Origin of the sequence: Brucella sp. BE17 (genome assembly GCF_039545455.1) — a bacterium.
Taxonomy (GTDB): domain Bacteria; phylum Pseudomonadota; class Alphaproteobacteria; order Rhizobiales; family Rhizobiaceae; genus Brucella.
Genome location: NZ_CP154468.1, coordinates 279,000 through 299,223, shown reverse-complemented (window position 1 = coordinate 299,223; position 20,224 = coordinate 279,000). Strand labels below are relative to the sequence as shown.

Sequence of the window (20,224 nt, the reverse complement as noted above, 5' to 3'; positions counted from 1 at the left end):
TGCAAAAAGGAAACGCCGCGTGTTTCGCTCACACGCGGCGTTATCAAATCAGACCAGCATACCCATCGGGTTTTCGATGTGACGCTTGAACACCTGCGCCAATTCCGCAGCCAATGCACCATCAACCGCACGGTGGTCGGTGGAAAGCGTAACCGACATGACGGTTGCAACCTTGATCTCGCCATTCTTGACGACGGCACGCTGTTCGCCCGCGCCGATTGCAAAAATGGTCGCATGCGGCGGGTTGATGATCGCGGCAAAGTCCTTGACGCCGAACATGCCCAGATTGGAGACCGAGGTCGAGCCGCCCTGATATTCCTCAGGCTTCAGCTTGCGGTCGCGGGCACGGCGGGCCAAGTCCTTCATCTCGTTGGAGATGGCCGACAGCGTCTTGGTTTCCGCATTGCGCACGATCGGCGTAATCAATCCGCCTGGAATAGAGACAGCGACGCCGACATCCGCCCGCTTGTGCTTGATCATGCCACCATCGGTCCACGAAACGTTGGCATCCGGGATATCACGCAACGCCAGGGCAGTTGCCTTGATCACCAGATCATTGACCGAAAGCTTATAGGCTGGAACCTCGCCCTTCTCGGTCTTGATCAGCGGTGCAGCCGCGTTGATCTGCGAACGCAAGGCCAGAAGCGCATCGAGTTCGCAATCAATCGTCAGGTAGAAATGCGGAACAGTTTGCTTGGATTCCACCAGACGACGAGCAATGGTCTTGCGCATGCCGTCATGCGGTACGATCTCGTAAGAGCCTTCCTCAAACAGCTTGAGAACAGAATCATCCGAAACGGCTTTTGGCGCAGAGGCCGCAGCCTGCGGTGCAGAAGCCTGAGCGCCGCCAGACTTGATCGCAGCTTCAACGTCGCGCTGCACGATGCGGCCATGCGGGCCAGAGCCCTTCACAGAACCAACATCAACGCCAGCTTCCTTGGCGATACGACGTGCCAGCGGGGATGCAAAAACGCGATTGCCCTTATCCGCGGACGGCTGCTCAGCCTTTGCAGGGGTGGAAGCAGCAGGGGCTGTTTCCTTCTTGTCTTCGGGCTTGTCTTCGGGCTTGTCTTCAGGTTTTGGCTCGTCTTTTGGAGTCTCTTCCTTGGGCGCTTCCGCTTTCGGCGCAGCATCGCCGCCTTTCGCGGCTTCGGCCACGTCTTCACCGTCTTCGGCAAGGATAGCAATCAGGGAGTTGACCTTGACGCCCTGCGTGCCCTCAGTGACGACGATTTTAGCAACCGTTCCTTCATCCACGGCTTCGACTTCCATCGTCGCCTTGTCGGTTTCGATTTCGGCTATCACATCGCCGGAGGAAACCTTGTCGCCTTCCTTGACCAGCCATTTGGCGAGGTTTCCCTCTTCCATGGTCGGCGAAAGGGCGGGCATGGTAATTTTAATAGGCATGTCCAGTCCCTCCTTAGGCCGTGTAGGTCACGGCTTTCACCGCTTCCACCACTTCTGCCACGGTTGGTAGCGCCAGCTTTTCGAGATTGGCCGCATAAGGCATCGGCACATCCTTGCCAGCAACGGTCAGGATCGGCGCATCGAGATAGTCGAAAGCCTGCTGCATGACGCGGGTGGCAATCTCAGTGCCGACCGACGATTGCGGAAAGCCTTCCTCCACAGTCACCAGACGACCCGTCTTCTTCACCGATTCAACAACGGTCGGAATATCCATCGGACGAATGGTACGCAGATCGATGATTTCGACGTCGATACCAAGGCCCGCCAGTTCTTCCGCAGCCTTGATTGCATAGGTCATGCCGATGCCGAACGAAACGATGGTCGCATCCTTGCCCTGCTTGTGGATACGCGCTTTGCCAATCGGCAGCACGAAATCATCGAGCTTCGGCACATCGAAATGATGGCCATAAAGGATTTCGTTTTCAAGGAAGATCACCGGATTGGGATCGCGGATTGCGGCCTTGAGCAAGCCCTTGGCGTCAGCTGCCGTATAGGGCATGACGACTTTCAGACCGGGAATATGGCTGTACCACGCAGCGTAGCACTGCGAATGCTGTGCAGCCACGCGCGCTGCCGCACCCGAAGGCCCGCGGAACACCATCGGCGCACCCATCTGACCACCCGACATATAAAGTGTCTTGGCAGCGGAATTCACGATCTGGTCAACCGCCTGCATGGCGAAGTTGAACGTCATGAATTCGACGATCGGCTTGAGGCCCGCCATGGCCGCACCCACACCAACACCGGCAAAACCGTGCTCGGTAATCGGGGTATCAACGACGCGGCGCGGACCGAACTCGTCAAGAAGTCCCTGCGTGATCTTGTAGGCGCCCTGATATTCGGCAACTTCCTCGCCCATGACGAAGACGTCTTCATCGCGGCGCATTTCCTCAGCCATGGCGTCGCGCAGTGCTTCACGCACCGTGGTCGATACCATTTCAGTTCCAGCCGGAATATCGGGATCAGCGGCCACTTCCACCTTCGGTGCGGCAGGAACGCTATCAGCCTTCTTCTCTTCAGGCTTTTCCTGTTCGGCCTTGGGCTCTTCCTTGGCTTCTTCCTTCGAGGCTTCGGCCTTGGCAGCAGGCGCAATATCCGAAGCGCTTTCGCCCTCGGCAAGCAGCACGGCAATCGGTGTATTGACCTTGACGCCTTCGGCACCTTCTTCGATCAATAATTTGCCGATGGTGCCTTCATCCACGGCTTCGACTTCCATCGTCGCCTTATCGGTTTCGATTTCGGCGATCACATCACCGGAAGTGACATTGTCGCCTTCCTTGACCAGCCATTTGGATAGTTTGCCCTCTTCCATAGTCGGCGAAAGGGCGGGCATGAGAATTTCTACAGACATGACAACACCTTTCCAGATCAGAGCAGAATATCCGTGTAGAGCTCGGAAACATCCGGCTCCGGATCATTTTGAGCGAATTCGGCAGCTTCAGCGACAATATCGCGTACCTGCTTGTCAACTTCCTTCAGCTCTTCCTCGGTGGCCCAGCCTTTCTCGATCACGCGGCTTTTAACCTGCTCAATCGGATCGTGCTCGGAGCGCATTTTCTGCACTTCTTCCTTGGTGCGGTATTTCGCCGGATCGGACATGGAGTGTCCACGATAGCGATAGGTCTGCATTTCGAGAATGAGCGGCCCTTTACCCGAACGCGCCCAATCGGCTGCGAATTCGGCAGCGGCCGCGACGGCACGCACATCCATGCCATCAACCTTGATGCCTGGGATATTGAACGATGCGCCACGCTTGGAAAAATCAGTCTCAGCGGAAGAGCGCGAAACCGACGTCCCCATCGCATAACGATTGTTTTCGATCACATAAAGCACCGGCAGCTTCCAGAGTGCTGCCATATTGAAGCTTTCATAGACCTGGCCTTGATTGGCAGCGCCATCGCCGAAATAGGTCACGGAAAGATTGTCATTGCCGCGATAGGTGTTGGCAAAAGCAAGCCCGGTTCCAAGAGGAACCTGCGCACCCACGATGCCATGGCCGCCGTAAAAGCCCTTCTCTTTCGAGAACATATGCATGGAGCCGCCCTTGCCCTTGGAGTAGCCTCCACGGCGCCCGGTCAGTTCGGCCATCACGCCGCGCGCTTCCATGCCGGTTGCGAGCATATGGCCATGATCACGATAAGACGTGATGATCTGATCGCCGGACTTCAACGCCGTTTGCATACCGACGACGACAGCTTCCTGTCCGATGTAAAGGTGGCAGAAACCGCCAATAAAGCCCATGCCATAAAGCTGACCAGCTTTTTCTTCGAAACGCCTTATCAACAGCATCTCGCGATAGGCGTGCAATTCCTGCTCTTTGCTGTAATCAGCAGGCGCAGGTGCCTTGGGGTTGGTCACAGAAGAGGTCTGCGTTTTGCCAGCAGACGCTCTTTTAGCCCTCGGTGCCATATCTCGCTCCCTAAGATTGTTGTTCTATTGTGACGTTATACAGGCATATTTCAAGATACAATATGCACGTAGAGCATAGCTGCTATGCGAGCAAGCTCTTAAAAACATATCACAAAAACGGTATTAACCTGATTTCGGTTAATTCGTGTTGTCTTCCTTCGAAATGATTATCGTCACTTCATCGGGATGGGAGAGATTAAGCGCCCTGCGCGCCTGCTCGTCAAGCATATCCTTTTCGATAGAGCCATCGCGCAAAAGCGACACGCGCTTTTCCAACGATTCACGGTCGGCTGTGATTGCCGCGAGTTGCTTGGTCAGCACGGCTTTCTGCTCTTCGAGCTGGATGCGGGAGTAAAGACCATATTCGCCATGATAGGCGTGAAAACCGAAATAGCTCAAAAACGCAACCGTCAGCACAGGCAATACGAATCGCCCGCGAATAGATTTACGTTTCTGCTTGGTCCACATTTCGGCTTCCTTCCCGGACGATTCTGATGCGTTCGGCACTTGGCCCGCGAAGCATCGATCCGATTTCCCCCATCAAGCATTATTTTGCTTAACAGAGATTTACCATAAGCCTATCTCAGCGCCCCCAGGGGCAAATTATTTGGATGTAGGTACACGCACCTTGCCCGAATCAAAAACGGCGGCTTATAAGGCCGCCGTTTTTATCCTAAAAGAACTATAAGCTTAGAGGAATTTCAAAGCGCTGCGGCCGGCATAACGCGCCTGCGAGCCGAGTTCTTCCTCGATACGGATCAACTGGTTGTATTTTGCGGTACGGTCGGAACGGGCCAGCGAACCGGTCTTGATCTGTCCGCAATTGGTGGCAACAGCGAGATCGGAAATCGTTGAATCCTCGGTTTCCCCCGAACGATGCGACATGACGGCGGTGTAACCCGCCTTGTGGGCTGTTTCGACAGCGTCAAGTGTTTCAGACAGCGAGCCGATCTGGTTGACCTTGACGAGGATCGAATTGGCCACACCCATTTGGATACCGTCTCTGAGACGCGCCGAATTGGTCACGAACAGATCGTCGCCCACGAGCTGGCACTTATCGCCGACAAGATCGGTCAGGATTTTCCAGCCCTCCCAATCGTCTTCCGCCATGCCGTCCTCGATAGTGACAATTGGATAATCGCCGACCAGCTTGGCGAGATACTTGGCCTGGGTCTTGGGATCACGGGTTTTCTTCTCGCCCTCGTAGACGTAATTACCATCCTTGAAGAATTCGGTCGAGGCGCAATCAAGACCGAGCGCAATGTCCTCGCCTGGCTTGAAACCTGCCTGTTCGATGGATTCGACGATGAAATCGAGCGCTGCCTGGGCATTCTTGAGGTTTGGCGCAAAACCGCCCTCATCACCGACATTGGTGTTGTGACCGGCTTTCTGCAAGCGTTTTTTGAGTGTGTGAAACACTTCCGAACCATAACGCACGGCTTCGCGCATCGACGAAGCACCAACCGGCAGGATCATGAACTCCTGAAAATCGATTGGATTGTCGGCATGCGCGCCGCCGTTGATGATATTCATCATCGGCACCGGCAGGACATGGGCATTGGCACCACCGACATAGCGGTAAAGCGGCAGACCGCTTGCCTGTGCGGCAGCCTTGGCGACGGCCAGCGACACACCCAGAATGGCGTTGGCACCGAGATTGGCCTTGTTGGCCGATCCGTCGAGATCGATCATGGTCTGGTCGATCAAGAGCTGGTTTTCAGCGTCCAGTCCGGCGACCGCATCGAAAATCTTGCCATTGACAGCTTCAACGGCCTTTTCAACGCCCTTGCCTAGGTAACGGCTGCCGCCATCGCGCAACTCGACGGCTTCATGCGCGCCGGTCGACGCACCCGAAGGAACCGCTGCACGGCCAAAAGAGCCATCTTCTAGCACCACGTCCACTTCGACGGTCGGATTGCCACGGCTGTCGAGAATTTCGCGGCCAACGATGTCGATAATTGCAGTCATTGAAGACAGTCCTTCCCTATAGATCGCTTTGCTTCAAGCAAAGCATATTGAAGAAATCCGATGCGATCTCATTACAGACAGAAAGCGCAGAGGAAAATCCCCATCATGTTAAATTTTCTGCGACGTTTTTTTTAAAGCCCCTTGGCAATGCGGTCAAAAGCCATAAGCTTTTCAAGGAGCGCAGGCATTTTGTCGATGGGCACCATGTTCGGTCCATCCGAAGGCGCGTTGTCTGGGTCCTGATGGGTTTCGATGAAAACGCCTGCGACACCGACAGCGATGGCCGCCCGCGCCAAGGTTTCGACAAATTCGCGCTGCCCGCCCGAAGAGGCGCCCTGCCCGCCCGGCTGCTGCACCGAATGGGTCGCGTCAAAAATGACCGGCGCACCAAAACCCGCCATGATTGGCAGCGAGCGCATATCCGACACCAGCGTATTATAGCCGAACGAAACGCCGCGCTCGGTCGCAAGCACATTGGGATTGCCGTTTTCTGTGATCTTGGCCAGAACGTTCTTCATGTCCCAGGGTGCTAGAAACTGGCCCTTCTTAACGTTGATGACGCGTCCAGTCTTTGCCGCCGCAATCAGGAGATCGGTCTGGCGGCATAAAAACGCCGGGATTTGCAGCACATCGACGACTGGAGCGACCTCAGCGCATTGCTCCTCAGTATGGATATCGGTCAAAACCGGAAAGCCGAATTCCTTTTTCAGATCGCTGAAAACCTCCAGCGCCTTTTCAAGCCCAATGCCGCGTTCGGCTTTCAGTGACGTACGATTGGCCTTATCGAAACTCGACTTGTAGACAAGGCCGATCCCCAGCCTGTCGGTGATTTCCTTGAGCCGCCCCGCCATCTCGAAAGCGTGCTCGCGCGTTTCCATCTGGCAGGGACCTGCAATCAGCGAAAACGGCGCATCGTTGGAAAAAGTAACATTCCCGGCTTTAACGGCAGAACTGGCGGTCGTCATGGCTTTAAACCTTTGGATAAGATTGCTGCCCCGCAAGTAACGTGCAAATCTGTCGCGAACAAGGGGCAGAAACAAAACACGCCCCATGAGAAGGGCGTGTAAGCATTTTAAACAAGCCTGCTTTGATCAATCGCCGCCTCGATGAACGAGGCGAAGAGGGGATGCGGCTCAAATGGCCGTGATTTCAACTCAGGGTGATACTGCACCCCGATAAACCACGGATGATCGGGATATTCGACTGTTTCCGGAAGAACGCCGTCGGGCGACATACCCGCAAATTCAAGACCCGCTTTTTCAAGGCGATCCTTGTAGTCGATATTGACTTCATAGCGATGGCGATGACGCTCGGCAATCTCGGTCGAACCATAGATTTCCGCTATTTTCGAGCCCGGCTTCAACGCCGCATCGTAAGCGCCCAGACGCATGGTGCCACCCAGGTCACCTGCCGCCGCACGCTTTTCAAGCATGTTGCCCTTCAGCCATTCGGTCATCAAGCCGACGACCGGCTCCTTGGTCGGACCGAACTCGGTCGAGGACGCATCCTCAATGCCAACCAGATTGCGTGCTGCTTCAAGGCATGCCATCTGCATACCAAAACAGATACCGAAATAAGGCACCTTGCGCTCGCGAGCGAATTTTGCGGCCAGTATCTTGCCTTCCGCTCCCCGTTCACCAAAGCCGCCCGGTACCAGAATGCCGTGCACTTTTTCCAGATAAGGCGACGGATCTTCGCTTTCAAAGACTTCCGCCTCGATCCAGTCGAGATTGACCTTCACCTTGTTTGCAAGCCCGCCGTGATAGAGCGCCTCGATCAGCGACTTATATGCGTCTTTCAAGCCGGTATATTTACCAACAATGGCGATGGTGACTTCACCTTCGGGATTGTGCAGACGGTTGGAAACTTCCTGCCAGCGCTCCATGCGCGGCTTGGGGGCAGGTTCGATGCCAAAGGCTGCCAGAACTTCCGTGTCGAGGCCTTCCTTGTGATAGGCAATTGGCACATCATAGATGGTTGCGACATCAAGAGCCTGAATAACCGCGCTCTCGCGCACATTACAGAACAGCGAAAGCTTGCGACGTTCGGATTCAGGAATTTCGCGGTCGGCACGCACTAGAAGAATATCCGGTGCAATACCGATGGAACGCAGCTCTTTGACCGAATGCTGCGTCGGCTTGGTCTTCAATTCGCCTGCCGCCGGAATATAGGGCATCAATGTCAAATGGATATAGACCGCATTGCCCCGTGGCAATTCATTGCCAAGCTGGCGAATGGCTTCGAGAAACGGCATCGCTTCAATATCACCGACCGTGCCGCCGATTTCGCAGAGCACGAAATCATAATCCTCATTGCCTTCCAGGACGAAATTCTTGATCTCGTCGGTGACATGCGGAATAACCTGAACCGTCGCACCAAGATAATCGCCGCGGCGTTCTTTTTCGATGATGTTACGGTAGATACGACCGGTGGTGATATTATCCTGCTTGTTGGCAGGACGGCCGGTGAACCGCTCGTAATGACCAAGATCGAGATCGGTTTCGGCACCATCGTCAGTGACGAAAACCTCACCATGCTGGTAAGGCGACATCGTGCCAGGATCGACATTCAGATAAGGGTCGAGTTTACGGATACGCACGCGGTAACCACGTGCCTGAAGGAGTGCAGCCAATGCTGCTGCGGCAATGCCTTTTCCGAGGGAAGAAACCACGCCGCCAGTGATGAATACATATCGCGCCATGGGCTTATCTCGTTAGACTTTCCTGATTGATTCCGCCACTAAAAAATGCGCTCAAGCGCGTTTTTTCTGCAAAAAGAGCGAAATCGCCGTTAAACATCGGGCATATTACCCCAAGCGAAAGCTGTGCACGACGACCAAGGTCGAACACGACATCCCCTCTCTTAATCGCCATGCACCGTCTTTACCATGGCGAAGGACGTAATCCACAGCTTCCGTCAAACGACAAAAAAATGCATCACAAAAAAGCCGGGACAGAGCCCGGCTTTTTCAAATAAATTTTGGAAAGATTAGAGAACCACGACTTCAGTGCCAAGACCAACGCGCTCATAGAGATCCATGACGTCCTCATTGACCATGCGGAAACAACCGTTGGAAGCGGAGCTGCCAATCGTCCACGGCTGCACCGTGCCGTGAATACGGATATAGGTGTCCTTGTTGCCCTGGAAGAGATAGAGCGCACGTGAACCAAGCGGATTGCCCGGGCCGCCATCCATGCCGTTCTTGAAGCGGCCATATTGCGAAGGATTACGCTCGATCATTTCCTTGGTCGGAATCCAGCGCGGCCATTCGCGCTTGGCATTGATCTTAGCGGTGCCCTTGAACTCAAGGCCCTGCCTGCCCACTGCAATGCCATAGCGGCGCGCTGTCGTCGATGTTTCGACGAGATAGAGGAAGCGCTGCTGCGGATCGATCACGATGGTGCCGGGCTTGTAGCCGCTGAAAGCGACATCCTGTGCACGGAATTTTGGATCTATATTGTAACGATTGAGCGTAACACCTTTGGGTGCGCTCTGCTTTTTTTCAGCCTTTTTTGATTTCTTCGGCTTGGCGCGTGCATCAGCCGTCGCAGCAACCTGCTGCACATTCGTGGTTACGGCTTTGTCCAATCCCGTATCGGAATTGAGTGGAGAGGCTGCAAAAGCCGGAACAGAAACTGCGGCGCAAAGGCTTACAAAGCCAGCCATAATAAGACGACGTGAAAACATGATCGGTTCCCGAAAATTCAAGCCAAACAACTGCCGTAAGTTTTTACGGGTCAGCTTTAGCCTTCCATACTGTGAATGACGGCCATATTCAATTCACAGCAGCCGCACGCCAATGCGAATAGCAGCAGCTATGGCTCGCTTGCAACACTCAACGTTTTCCACGTTTAAAAAAAGAAACCAGCCCCAAAACGAATTGGGACTGGTTTCTGATTTCGGAATATAGGGGCCGCTTTTACTGCGAGTCAGGAACCGGATTGGCCGGTGCCTGCGGAGTACCATCACCGCTGGGCGCCGGTGCGCCTGCGTCTGGAGCGGTCTGATTATTGCGCGATGATTCTCCACCGAGCTGATCAAGGATGCCGCCGCCGCCCGCACCGCCCGCCGGAGCCGTCTGGCTACCGGTCGCTGCGGGAATACGGTCGAGGATATCGGTGGGGCGTTCACCGTAGCGGGCCATAATACCAAGGGTCAGCGAGGTCGCGAAAAAGCCAACCGCCAGAATGGCCGTGGTACGGGTCAGTGCGTTGGCCGCACCACGTGCCGTCATAAAGCCAGAACCGCCGCCGATACCCAAACCACCACCTTCAGAGCGCTGGATGAGTACAACGCCGACAAGCGCCAGCACGATCAACAAATGAATGACAATAACTACGGTATCCATGGGTAACGGTCTTTACGTCCCTGATCTTTAAAGCAGCGTCGAACACATATTTGATGGCTTTGTCCAGCCCGCGTGGCCTAGTCTGCGTGATAAATAGATGCGGCTCTTTACACGCTATTACGCGACAATCCAAGCCCCGCGCTTGCGATAGATCGCATAAAGCGCAAAAGCATCAGAAATTGCGATAGATCTCGCATATGGCGAGGAAATCGGTGGCTTTCAAGCTGGCACCGCCAACAAGTGCGCCATCGACATCTGCAATACCCAGCAGTTCAGCCGCATTGGATGGCTTAACCGAGCCACCGTAGAGAAGGCGAAGATGTGCGCCCTTGGCACCGAAACGCTCGACAAGCTGCTCACGCATGAACGCGTGCGCGGCACGAACATCCTGCACAGTCGGCGTCAGGCCCGTACCGATCGCCCATACCGGTTCGTAAGCAACGATCGTATTTTCCGCGTTCACGCCATCGGGCAGCGAGTCGGCGAGTTGAGCTCCAATCACATCGAGCGTACGTTCCGAGCGGCGCTCATCCTCAGTCTCACCAACACAGACAATTGTTACCAGACCAGCCGCCCATGCGGCTTCGGTCTTCGACTTCACGATGTCGTTGGTTTCGCGGTGATCGGTGCGTCGTTCGGAATGACCGATAATGACGTGGCTGGCACCCGCCTCTTTCAGCATCTCAGCCGAAATATCGCCGGTATGCGCGCCAGACACATTGAAATGACTATCCTGTCCGCCAAGACCGACCGTCGTTTCGCCCGACAATGTTTGCCAGGCACGCGAAAGCAACGTGGCCGGAACGCAGATCACCGCATCCAGCTTTCGCCCCAGATCGGAACTGAGGCCAGCGGCAATGGCGCGCAATTCGGTCAGGGATTCACCGGTCCCATTCATCTTCCAGTTGCCAGCGACCAGTGGACGGATACCCGGGGTCATCGTATTCTCCTCGTTTTTTCAAGGACGGACACACACGCCGAACGGGGCGCGTTTGCGCTAAAAATCGCATCTGACTAAGCATATTCGTGCCGCAATGCAAATGTTCTTGGCCCCGAATGCGCATGAGAGCTTGCAAAAAAGCCTTGCTTGAGGTTATCCCCTGACAAGCTCACTGCAAATCCAAACCGAGCTTTGCTTATTTACCAAAGGGTTTTCCCATGCTCGACAGCCTGCGCTCTGCCACCAAATCCTGGATCGTCAAGCTTTTGCTTGGCCTGCTTGTGCTGAGCTTCGGCGCCTGGGGAATTTCCGATGCCTTCCGTACCAACCTGACAGGCAGTGCCGCAGTGACGGCTGGCGGCTCTGAAGTGAGTGGCAGCGAATATCGCTTTGCCTATGAGCAGCAGCTCATGCGCCTTTCACAGCAGTTCCGCCAGCGCCTAACACGCGAACAGGCGAAATCCATCGGCCTGGAAAATCAGGTTCTGGCACAAGTGGCAGCGGGTGTTGTGCTGGACGAAAGCGCGCGCAACATGAACCTTGGGCTTTCCAAGGACGGCATCGCCCGTCTTACCGCCGAAGATCCGGCGTTTCAGGATTCAAGCGGCAATTTCAACCGCACCCAGTTCGACGCCGTCTTGCGCCAGTCCAATATCCGCCCCCAGGATTACCTCGATAATCGCGCCAAGGACGCCCGCCGTCAGCAAATTGTGGAAGCGGCCACCGACGGCCTGAAGCTTCCCGATACCATGCTCAAGGCGCTCAGCCTTTATCAGGATGAAAGCCGCAGCGTCGACTATATCACGATACCCGCCGAAGCTGCCGATGCAGTGCCTGCACCGTCCGATGATGTGCTCAAATCCTATTTCGAAGCACATAAGGATGATTATAAAGCGCCAGAATACCGAAAGTTCACCTATGTGAAGCTGGAACCTGCCGATATTGCCGATCCGGCTGCCGTCACGCAGGACGAGATCAACGACTATTACGAGAACAACAAGGCCCGCTTTGGTTCCGTCGAAAAACGCACAATTGAGCAGCTGACATTCGCCGATGAAACCGCTGCCCAAGCAGCTCAGGCCAAAATTGCTGCCGGAACGGATTTCCTCGAAGTCGCCAAAGAGCAGGGCAAAAGCGAAAACGACCTCCGGCTCGGCACGTTTGAAAAGAGCGCCATTCCCGATGAGGCTATTGCCGATGCAGCTTTTGCGCTTTCTGAAAACGGTGTCAGCCCGGTGGTCAAGGGCAGTTTCGGCCCTGTGATCCTGCGTGTGAGCGCAATCGAACCGGCTCATGCCAAAGCACTTGGCGAAGTCGAAGGCGAAATCCGCAACACGCTTGCAACCAATATCGCGATCAGCAGCATCACCGGCATTCACGATTCCTACGAGCAGCAGCGTTCGGAGGGCTCTACGATGGCAGAGGCCGCAAAAACCCTCAGCCTTAAGACAGTGACGGTCGACGCAATCGATAGCGATGGCAACGACGCTTCCGGCAATCCTGTTGAGGTACCCAATGCCGAAGCGCTTCTCACCGCCCTGTTCCAAGCAGACCAGGGTTTTGACAATGATGCGCTGACACTCGGCAATAACGGTTATCTCTGGTATCAGGTCGATGGCATTACCCCCCCCCGTGAGCGTTCGCTCGATGAGATCAAGGATCAGCTTGTAACTGCCTGGAAGGCCGAGGAGGCTGTCAAGCGCCTTAACCAGCGTGTGGAAGAGTTGAAGACACGTCTCGACGGCGGAACGACGCTCGACACGATTGCGTCTGAGGTCGGCCTCGAAAAACAGACCAAGCACGGTGTCAACCGCAACACCAATGATGCCGATATTGGCAGCGCCGCGGCGGCGCAGATTTTCCGCGGTCCAAACGGCTTTACCGGCACCGCTGCAGCCCCTTCCGGCGACGGACAGATCGTGTTTAAGGTCACGGAAGTAACCGAACCGGCTGCAACCGGCGCCGATGCTGTGCCTCAGCAGCAGCGCGATTATCTTGCTAATGCGCTGTCCGGCGATTTGCTCGATCAGTTGGTTGGCGAATTGCAGAAGCAATATCCGGTCAAGGTCAATCAGGCGGTCATCAACGAAGCCCTTGCGCAGTAAATGGTGGGCAGCTGAAAGGAAACTATCATGGCTGATCTGAAACCCTTTATTGCGAAAGCAGCTACCGGCGAAGCCCTGAGCCAGGATGAAGCCATGGCGGCTTTCGATGTCATGATGTCGGGTCAGGCAACACCGTCGCAGATCGGCGGGTTTTTAATGGCCTTGCGTGTGCGCGGCGAAACGGTTGCGGAAATTGCCGGGGCGGTGGCTTCCATGCGCTCGCGCATGCTGCCCGTCAAAGCCCCCGCCGATGCCATTGATATTGTGGGGACGGGCGGCGATCAGTCCGGGTCCTACAATGTGTCCTCCTGTTCGGCTTTTGTCGTGGCTGGCGCAGGAGTCCCTGTCGCCAAGCACGGCAATCGTGCACTGTCGTCCCGCTCCGGTGCCGCAGATACACTGGCAGCGCTCGGCGTCAATATCGAAGCCGACGCACAAACCATTGGCCGCAGCATTAGTGAGGCTGGCCTCGGCTTCATGTTTGCCCCCATGCATCATTCCGCGATGCGCCATGTCGGGCCCTCGCGCGTAGAACTGGGAACACGCACGATTTTCAATCTGCTCGGACCACTGGCCAATCCGGCAAGCGTAAAGCGCCAGCTTGTCGGTGTCTTTTCCGCTCAGTGGCTTGAGCCACTGGCTCATGTGCTACGTGAACTCGGCACCGAAACGGCGTGGGTCGTATATGGCGATGGTCTTGACGAGATGACAACGGCAGGAACAACGCAGATTGCAGCGCTTGAAAACGGCAAAGTGCGGACATTCGAAATCACGCCGGAAGAGGTGGGCCTGCGTCGCGCCTCGCCAAACGAGCTAAAAGGTGGCGATGCGGCGTTAAATGCCAAGGCACTGCGCGCTGTTCTGGACGGCGAAGCGGGTGCTTATCGCGATATCGTTTTGCTAAATTCCGGCGCAGCACTGGCCATTGCAGGCAAGGCTCATGACCTCAAAGAGGGCATTGCCAAAGCCGCACAGGCAATCGACAGCGGTGCCGCACTGACCGTTCTACAAAGAGTGGTTGCCATCTCAAATGATGAAGCAGCCTGACGGGGAAGAAACACCATGTCCACCGACATTCTGCGCAAGATCGAAGTCTACAAGCGCGAGGAAATAGCGAGCGCCAAGACGCGCCATACACTCGACGACCTGAAAGCCCACATTGCGGATCAGTCGGCACCACGCGGATTTCTCAAGTCGCTGGAAGCAAGGCGCTGCGCCGGAGAGTTCGCTCTTATTGCCGAAATCAAGAAAGCCAGCCCTTCGAAGGGTCTGATCCGGCCTGATTTCGCCCCCCCTGCGCTTGCGAAAGCCTATGAAAAAGGCGGCGCCGCCTGTCTTTCGGTTTTGACCGATGCGCCTTCCTTTCAGGGCGCGCCTGAGTTTTTGGCGCAGGCGCGTGAGGCTTGCACTCTACCGGCACTGCGCAAGGATTTTCTATTCGACACCTATCAGGTCTATGAGGCCCGTAGCTGGGGGGCCGATTGCATCCTGATCATTATGGCAAGCGTCGATGACGATCTCGCGAAGGCATTGGAAGAGACCGCATTTGAGCTTGGCATGGACGCCCTTATCGAAGTGCATGACGAAGAGGAAATGGAACGCGCGCTAAAACTTTCCTCGCGTCTGCTCGGCGTCAACAACCGCAATCTGCGCAATTTCGAAGTCGATCTCGCTGTCTCGGAACGTTTGTCGAAGATGGTGCACGACGACCGCGTCCTGGTGGGTGAAAGCGGTATTTTCACCCATAACGATTGCTTGCGGCTACAAAAGTCCGGCATTGGCACCTTCCTGATCGGCGAAAGTCTGATGCGTAAGGACGACGTGGAAACTGCAACCCGTGAACTCCTGACAGGCAAGGCTTGAAATCATGCCGTCAAAAACCCGCGAGTTAACGCATCTTGATCTTACGGGTGCCGCCCATATGGTGGATGTCGGTGCCAAGGATGAGACGGAGCGTCAGGCCGTTGCCGAAGGATGTGTGCGCATGCGTAAAGAGACGCTGGCACTTATTCTGGCCGGGGACGCCGCCAAGGGCGATGTGATCGGCACAGCACGTCTGGCTGGAATCATGGCCGCGAAAAAAACCGCCGATCTTATTCCGCTCTGTCACCCTTTGATGCTGACCAAGGTATCGGTCGAGATCGAACCCGATGATACCCTGCCCGGCCTTCGCGTGCGCGCAACCGCAAAACTAAAGGGCCGAACCGGTGTAGAGATGGAGGCGTTGACCGCAGTTTCTGTCACCTGCCTCACCATTTATGATATGGCCAAGGCCGTGGACCGTCTCATGGAAATAGGCAATATCCGGGTTCTGGAAAAGACCGGCGGCAAATCAGGCGACTGGAAAGCCTGACAGAAATCCGGCAAATAATTTGAAAGGAAGCGTCATGGCCCTTCTCCCTGTTGAGCAAGCATTGCAACGCATCCTGCATTCAGCCAATACCGATGGATATGAAACCGTTTCATTGAGCGAAGCCGGCGGTCGCATTGTTGCCCACCCGGTTCAAGCGCAGCTCATGCAGCCGCCCTTCGATTGCTCGGCAATGGATGGCTATGCGCTGATTGCGCCCGCAGACATCACTTATCCGCTGCCTCTGAAAGTGATTGGCGAATCCGCTGCCGGAAAACGCTTTAACGGCAGTTTGCGACCCGGCGAAGCCGTTCGCATCTTTACTGGCGCCCCCCTGCCCGACAATGCCGACACGATCGTCATTCAGGAACATACAGACCGTAAAGGTGACCAACTGACAATATTGGAGGGTATCGACAAAGGTCGCCATATTCGCCGCGCTGGGCTGGATTTTGCGCCGGACAAAACGGTTCTCGAGGCGGGACGCGAGTTGGATGCAGCAGCGCTGTCGCTGGCTGCGGCAAGCGGCAATGCAGCCTTGGATGTCTTTCGCAGGCCCCGCATTGCCATTCTCGCCACAGGTGACGAACTCGTCCCTCCAGGCACCGCGCCGGGACCTGACCAGATCGTCGCGTCCAACAGTCTCGGCGTTGCAGAAATCATTCGCCGTGCGGGTGGCATGTCTCAGGATCTGGGCATCATCCCCGATAATCCTGCAAAAATCGAAGCGGCCATCGCGCAGGCGCTGGAGAGCGGCATCGATGTGCTGGTGACAGTTGGTGGCGCCTCGGTTGGCGACCGCGATTTTATCCATGTCGCCTTGCGCAATTGCGGCGTAGATCTCGACTTCTGGAAAATTGCCATGCGCCCAGGCAAGCCGCTGATGTATGGTCGCAAAATAGTCGGAAGCAAAACCGTGCATGTGATCGGCCTGCCGGGCAATCCTGTTTCCAGCCTCGTGTGCAGCCTCGTCTTTCTGCGTCCACTGGTCGCAAAGCTGGGCGGTACAAACCTGGACACCGATATCCGGCCCGCCATTCTTGGACAGCCAATGGCCGCCAACGATCATCGCCGCGATTTTGTACGCGCGACAATCGAAACACGAGGCGACGGCACGCTTGTTGCGACACCTTATTCGCTGCAAGATTCTTCCATGCTCTCGGCACTGGTCAACTCCGACGCGCTTTTAATCCGGGACGAAAACGCAACTGCGACTGCCAATGGCGAGCCATGCCGCATCCTCATGTTGTGATCATTTCGCGATAATTCGCCAAGCATACCCGTCTTCGCCTGAACATTAATTATTTAAAAACCATTGCAGAACAAGACTGGAACATATAGTGTTCGTTCTGGTTTTGTTTTTCTCTTATCTGTTCTAGGCCGGAGGGTGTCGCCAATGTTGACCCGCAAACAGCATGAACTTTTGCTGTTCATTCATGAGCGTCTGAAAGAAACCGGCATTCCCCCTTCTTTCGACGAAATGAAGGAAGCGTTGGATCTCGCTTCCAAGTCGGGCATTCATCGGCTGATTACAGCACTTGAAGAACGCGGTTTTATCCGCCGGCTACCCAACCGGGCGCGCGCGTTGGAAGTGCTGCGCCTACCGGATTCGATCGCGCCGGGGCTGAACAGTCAAAGAAAATTTTCGCCAAGCGTCATCGAAGGCAGCCTCGGCAAAGCGCCTGCAGCACAGCAGGCGGCGCGCCCCGCGTCCGTCACCACCAATGATGCCGTTTCTGCCACCGTTTCCGTGCCCGTTATGGGTCGCATCGCGGCAGGCGTACCGATTTCCGCCATCCAGAACCAGACACATTCACTGAGCCTTCCGCCGGAAATGCTGGGGGCGGGAGAGCATTACGCGCTTGAAGTGCGAGGCGATTCGATGGTTGAAGCTGGTATTTTTGACGGTGACACCGTCATCATCCGGCGTGGCGAGACGGCTAGCCCCGGCGAAATTATTGTGGCCCTCGTCGATGATGAGGAAGCAACGCTAAAGCGCTTCCGCCGCAAGGGCGCTTCGATTGCTCTTGAAGCTGCCAATCCCGCTTATGAGACGCGTATTTTCGGACCGGATCGGGTTCGCGTACAGGGAAAACTCATCGGGTTGATCCGTCGCTACTGACATTAAAGCGCGTTGCACCGGTGAGCGGGTTTGCAGCAACGTTCATGATCGGCTAATCCGGGGACCTTCCGTCATGACAGCGGAAGGTACTTTGGAAGGGTTAGGCTGTTTTTGGCGGTCGTAACGCGAACGCACAGACGGCTGAGACAATTGCCATCAGCACCATGTAAAGAACAGTGGGCATGACAGTGTCTGAATATTCCGCCGGGAGCGTCGTCGCGATAAGTGGTGAAACGCCGCCGCCCAGGATCGGACCAATCTGCTGAACCAGAGACAGGCCGCTATAGCGAATTCTGGCCGGGAACAATTCAGAACAAAATGCGCCCTGCAAGGCAATCGACGTTTTGATATTGGCGTGCCAGTTGTCTGCAAAGACCGTGTTCCAGAAACGCAGGAGCTCTTCATGGATTTCCTTGGCGCGGACATGATCTCCGCGTTACACGGCATTCCAAAGTGCAATGCACACCCCGGTAGGCCGTGATCCAGATTGCAAACAACATATCAGAAGCTCTGGGCGAATAGAGAGACGCAAACCGAGAGCTCAGATCAGACCAGATTTACTCCGTGCTCTAATATTCACCAAGCTTGATGTCAGATGTGTAATCGACACCATCCACTTCCTTCACGACTGGCTGTCCGCATTGCATGACGCCGGTTGCCGCGTTGAAAGCATAGGTTGGCGAGCCATAAAGTTGCCAGCCCTTGTTAAGCGCTGCCGTCACGCGGTGGCAAAAAGCGGAATCGTCCGGCCCGGTTATAAAGCGATAGAGTTTCATGGTCTGTCCTTTCTTAAATCCGGCCTAGAAGCCCGCTCTGGCAAGCAGGCGTTCGGCCATGGAAAGATGCAGCCGTTCGACCATCTTTCCCTCAAGCGAAATCACGCCCTTATCGGCATTTTCGGCCAGCGCGAACGCCGCGACCACCGCGCGGGCATGCGCAACCTCTCCCTCATCGGGCGAGAAGGCGCGGTTAGCAGCGCCGATCTGGTTTGGATGAATGAGCGTTTTGCCGTCAAAACCCATCGCGGCTCCTTGTGCGCATTCATCCGCAAAACCTGTTTCGTTGCGGAAATCATTATAGACTCCGTCAAGCACAGTCAGCCCGCCAGCACGAGCCGCCAGCAGAATCTGCATTAGCCACGGCACCAGATAGGTGCGCGCCCCATCAAGACGCACGCCCGTTTGCTGTGCGAGATCGTTGGAACCGACCACAAAAGCGGCAAGCCGTGCCGCTGAACGATTGCCAAGCGTCGCGATCTCGTCGGCATTGAGGATACCGCGCGCCGTCTCGATCATCGCCCATATAGCCATTTCTGGCTCAGCGTCATGGTGATCGAGCCGGTTTGCCGCATCGATCACATCCTGCGGGCGCTCAACCTTTGGCAGAAGAATGGCGTCAGCACCGATTCCAGCGGCAATGGTAACATCCTCCTTACCCCAAGGCGTCTCGGCACCATTGACCCGCACGATACGCTCGAAATTGGCTGAAGGGTGCGCGGCAAAATGCGCTTCAAGTGCTGCACGCGCCGATGCTTTTGCCTCGGGCGCAACCGAATCCTCCAGATCATAGATGATGCACTCGGCATCAAGCGTCAGAGTCTTTTCCAGAGCGCGAGCATTAACGGCGGGAACGAACAGGACCGAGCGGCGGGGACGGGCGATTGTCTTCATGGCCGATTTGTGCACCGAACGACAATGAAGCGCAAGCATGCGAGTGCTTGAAATACGGCCTTCGCCAGCTTATCTTTTCTGTTTGGTTGCGACCTATTCAGCACTTGGGGCCCGAAACCGGGTCTTAACGTTGACTCTACGCAGTGCTGATGTAAATCAGTCTGAAACTTTTCTACCGACAGGCGCAGAACATGGATAAATTCACCAAGCTTACCGGCGTTGCGGCCCCTCTGCCGATCGTCAATATCGACACGGACATGATCATCCCCAAGGATTACCTTAAGACGATCAAGCGTACCGGGCTTGGGACCGGCCTTTTTGCCGAAATGCGCTTTAATGAGGATGGCAGCGAAAACCCCGACTTTGTGCTTAACAAGCCGGCCTATCGCAATGCGCAGATTCTGGTTGCCGGCGATAATTTTGGCTGTGGCTCTTCGCGCGAACACGCGCCGTGGGCGCTGCTTGATTTCGGCATCCGCTGCGTGATCTCCACCTCCTTTGCCGATATCTTCTACAACAATTGCTTTAAGAACGGCATCCTGCCCATCAAGGTGAGCCAGGAAGATCTAGACAAGCTGATGGACGACGCTTCGCGCGGCGCCAACGCAACGCTCACCGTCGATCTGGACGCTCTGGAGATCCATGGCCCCGATGGCGGCTCGATTTCTTTCGATGTCGACGAATTCAAGCGCCACTGTCTTTTGAACGGTCTCGACGATATCGGCCTGACCATGGAAAAGGCTGCCAACATCGACGTGTTCGAGGCCAAACGCGCCGAACTGCGTCCCTGGGCTTAATAGCGGTATGCATAAAACGACCGGCTTGAACATCTGTGGCCTGAACAA

Annotated in this window: 19 protein-coding genes; 7 read left to right on the top strand and 12 right to left on the bottom strand. The window is 55.6% G+C overall.

The features are described 5' to 3' along the window. Nucleotides 1-48: 48 nt before the first annotated feature. From AAIB41_RS12850 to tpiA, 10 genes are all read right to left on the bottom strand, one after another. A complete protein-coding gene (locus AAIB41_RS12850) occupies nt 49-1,407 on the bottom strand; it encodes a pyruvate dehydrogenase complex dihydrolipoamide acetyltransferase (protein ID WP_343315685.1) in 1,359 nt (452 codons plus the stop codon). 13 nt (nt 1,408-1,420) lie between these two features. After that, nucleotides 1,421-2,818, bottom strand: a complete 1,398-nt coding sequence (locus tag AAIB41_RS12845) for a pyruvate dehydrogenase complex E1 component subunit beta (protein WP_343315684.1) — start codon at nt 2,816-2,818, stop codon at nt 1,421-1,423. 17 nt (nt 2,819-2,835) lie between these two features. Continuing rightward, nucleotides 2,836-3,876, bottom strand: coding sequence for a pyruvate dehydrogenase (acetyl-transferring) E1 component subunit alpha (gene pdhA, locus AAIB41_RS12840; protein WP_343315683.1), 1,041 nt, complete (start codon nt 3,874-3,876; stop codon nt 2,836-2,838). Between the two features lie 138 nt (nt 3,877-4,014). Further along, nucleotides 4,015-4,344: a septum formation initiator family protein gene (locus AAIB41_RS12835; RefSeq protein WP_343315682.1), complete on the bottom strand. Its 330-nt coding sequence runs from the start codon at nt 4,342-4,344 to the stop codon at nt 4,015-4,017. A 222-nt stretch (nt 4,345-4,566) separates the two neighbouring features. After that, nucleotides 4,567-5,844: a phosphopyruvate hydratase gene (gene eno, locus AAIB41_RS12830; protein WP_343315681.1), complete on the bottom strand. Its 1,278-nt coding sequence runs from the start codon at nt 5,842-5,844 to the stop codon at nt 4,567-4,569. A gap of 131 nt (nt 5,845-5,975) precedes the next feature. Beyond that, complete coding sequence (kdsA, locus tag AAIB41_RS12825; RefSeq protein WP_343315680.1) at nt 5,976-6,809, bottom strand: 3-deoxy-8-phosphooctulonate synthase; 834 nt, start codon at nt 6,807-6,809, stop codon at nt 5,976-5,978. Between the two features lie 107 nt (nt 6,810-6,916). Next, nucleotides 6,917-8,545 carry a CTP synthase gene (locus tag AAIB41_RS12820; RefSeq protein ID WP_343315679.1) on the bottom strand — a complete coding sequence of 543 codons (1,629 nt, stop codon included), beginning with the start codon at nt 8,543-8,545 and terminating at the stop codon, nt 6,917-6,919. A 287-nt stretch (nt 8,546-8,832) separates the two neighbouring features. Continuing rightward, nucleotides 8,833-9,531 (bottom strand): L,D-transpeptidase, encoded by a 699-nt coding sequence (locus AAIB41_RS12815; RefSeq protein ID WP_343315678.1) that lies wholly within the window; start codon nt 9,529-9,531, stop codon nt 8,833-8,835. 232 nt (nt 9,532-9,763) lie between these two features. Further along, the gene (gene secG / locus AAIB41_RS12810; protein ID WP_343315677.1) at nt 9,764-10,192 is read right to left on the bottom strand and encodes a preprotein translocase subunit SecG; all 429 of its coding nucleotides are present in this window, start codon (nt 10,190-10,192) and stop codon (nt 9,764-9,766) included. Nucleotides 10,193-10,364: 172 nt separating this feature from the next. Further along, on the bottom strand, nt 10,365-11,132 hold the full coding sequence (gene tpiA, locus AAIB41_RS12805) for a triose-phosphate isomerase (RefSeq protein ID WP_343315676.1): 768 nt from the start codon (nt 11,130-11,132) through the stop codon (nt 10,365-10,367). Between the two features lie 218 nt (nt 11,133-11,350). Here tpiA and AAIB41_RS12800 point away from each other — a divergent pair, with 218 nt between their 5' ends. The 6 genes from AAIB41_RS12800 (at nt 11,351) to lexA (ending at nt 17,709) form a co-directional block, all read left to right on the top strand. After that, entirely contained in the window at nt 11,351-13,237 is a 1,887-nt protein-coding gene (locus tag AAIB41_RS12800) for a peptidyl-prolyl cis-trans isomerase (RefSeq protein WP_343315675.1), read from the top strand. A gap of 27 nt (nt 13,238-13,264) precedes the next feature. Further along, nucleotides 13,265-14,284: an anthranilate phosphoribosyltransferase gene (gene trpD, locus AAIB41_RS12795; protein WP_343315674.1), complete on the top strand. Its 1,020-nt coding sequence runs from the start codon at nt 13,265-13,267 to the stop codon at nt 14,282-14,284. 15 nt (nt 14,285-14,299) lie between these two features. Continuing rightward, entirely contained in the window at nt 14,300-15,100 is an 801-nt protein-coding gene (gene trpC, locus AAIB41_RS12790) for an indole-3-glycerol phosphate synthase TrpC (protein ID WP_343315673.1), read from the top strand. A gap of 4 nt (nt 15,101-15,104) precedes the next feature. Continuing rightward, on the top strand, nt 15,105-15,590 hold the full coding sequence (gene moaC / locus AAIB41_RS12785) for a cyclic pyranopterin monophosphate synthase MoaC (protein ID WP_343315672.1): 486 nt from the start codon (nt 15,105-15,107) through the stop codon (nt 15,588-15,590). A 34-nt stretch (nt 15,591-15,624) separates the two neighbouring features. Continuing rightward, nucleotides 15,625-16,839 carry a gephyrin-like molybdotransferase Glp gene (gene glp, locus AAIB41_RS12780; protein ID WP_343315671.1) on the top strand — a complete coding sequence of 405 codons (1,215 nt, stop codon included), beginning with the start codon at nt 15,625-15,627 and terminating at the stop codon, nt 16,837-16,839. A 144-nt stretch (nt 16,840-16,983) separates the two neighbouring features. Next, nucleotides 16,984-17,709, top strand: a complete 726-nt coding sequence (gene lexA, locus AAIB41_RS12775; RefSeq protein WP_343315670.1) for a transcriptional repressor LexA — start codon at nt 16,984-16,986, stop codon at nt 17,707-17,709. A gap of 569 nt (nt 17,710-18,278) precedes the next feature. Here lexA and AAIB41_RS12770 read toward each other — a convergent pair. Next, nucleotides 18,279-18,485, bottom strand: coding sequence for a DUF1737 domain-containing protein (locus tag AAIB41_RS12770; RefSeq protein ID WP_343315669.1), 207 nt, complete (start codon nt 18,483-18,485; stop codon nt 18,279-18,281). A 24-nt stretch (nt 18,486-18,509) separates the two neighbouring features. After that, nucleotides 18,510-19,379 carry a CoA ester lyase gene (locus AAIB41_RS12765; RefSeq protein ID WP_343315668.1) on the bottom strand — a complete coding sequence of 290 codons (870 nt, stop codon included), beginning with the start codon at nt 19,377-19,379 and terminating at the stop codon, nt 18,510-18,512. A 191-nt stretch (nt 19,380-19,570) separates the two neighbouring features. Here AAIB41_RS12765 and leuD point away from each other — a divergent pair, with 191 nt between their 5' ends. Then, nucleotides 19,571-20,176 carry a 3-isopropylmalate dehydratase small subunit gene (gene leuD, locus AAIB41_RS12760; RefSeq protein WP_343315667.1) on the top strand — a complete coding sequence of 202 codons (606 nt, stop codon included), beginning with the start codon at nt 19,571-19,573 and terminating at the stop codon, nt 20,174-20,176. Nucleotides 20,177-20,224: the final 48 nt, after the last annotated feature.

Coding starts and splice junctions, on each gene's coding strand:
- AAIB41_RS12850 (WP_343315685.1), bottom strand. CDS start 1,407: ATGCCTATTAAAATTACCATGCCCGCCCTTTCGCCGACCATGGAAGAG.
- AAIB41_RS12845 (WP_343315684.1), bottom strand. CDS start 2,818: ATGTCTGTAGAAATTCTCATGCCCGCCCTTTCGCCGACTATGGAAGAG.
- pdhA (WP_343315683.1), bottom strand. CDS start 3,876: ATGGCACCGAGGGCTAAAAGAGCGTCTGCTGGCAAAACGCAGACCTCT.
- AAIB41_RS12835 (WP_343315682.1), bottom strand. CDS start 4,344: ATGTGGACCAAGCAGAAACGTAAATCTATTCGCGGGCGATTCGTATTG.
- eno (WP_343315681.1), bottom strand. CDS start 5,844: ATGACTGCAATTATCGACATCGTTGGCCGCGAAATTCTCGACAGCCGT.
- kdsA (WP_343315680.1), bottom strand. CDS start 6,809: ATGACGACCGCCAGTTCTGCCGTTAAAGCCGGGAATGTTACTTTTTCC.
- AAIB41_RS12820 (WP_343315679.1), bottom strand. CDS start 8,545: ATGGCGCGATATGTATTCATCACTGGCGGCGTGGTTTCTTCCCTCGGA.
- AAIB41_RS12815 (WP_343315678.1), bottom strand. CDS start 9,531: ATGTTTTCACGTCGTCTTATTATGGCTGGCTTTGTAAGCCTTTGCGCC.
- secG (WP_343315677.1), bottom strand. CDS start 10,192: ATGGATACCGTAGTTATTGTCATTCATTTGTTGATCGTGCTGGCGCTT.
- tpiA (WP_343315676.1), bottom strand. CDS start 11,132: ATGACCCCGGGTATCCGTCCACTGGTCGCTGGCAACTGGAAGATGAAT.
- AAIB41_RS12800 (WP_343315675.1), top strand. CDS start 11,351: ATGCTCGACAGCCTGCGCTCTGCCACCAAATCCTGGATCGTCAAGCTT.
- trpD (WP_343315674.1), top strand. CDS start 13,265: ATGGCTGATCTGAAACCCTTTATTGCGAAAGCAGCTACCGGCGAAGCC.
- trpC (WP_343315673.1), top strand. CDS start 14,300: ATGTCCACCGACATTCTGCGCAAGATCGAAGTCTACAAGCGCGAGGAA.
- moaC (WP_343315672.1), top strand. CDS start 15,105: ATGCCGTCAAAAACCCGCGAGTTAACGCATCTTGATCTTACGGGTGCC.
- glp (WP_343315671.1), top strand. CDS start 15,625: ATGGCCCTTCTCCCTGTTGAGCAAGCATTGCAACGCATCCTGCATTCA.
- lexA (WP_343315670.1), top strand. CDS start 16,984: ATGTTGACCCGCAAACAGCATGAACTTTTGCTGTTCATTCATGAGCGT.
- AAIB41_RS12770 (WP_343315669.1), bottom strand. CDS start 18,485: ATGAAACTCTATCGCTTTATAACCGGGCCGGACGATTCCGCTTTTTGC.
- AAIB41_RS12765 (WP_343315668.1), bottom strand. CDS start 19,379: ATGAAGACAATCGCCCGTCCCCGCCGCTCGGTCCTGTTCGTTCCCGCC.
- leuD (WP_343315667.1), top strand. CDS start 19,571: ATGGATAAATTCACCAAGCTTACCGGCGTTGCGGCCCCTCTGCCGATC.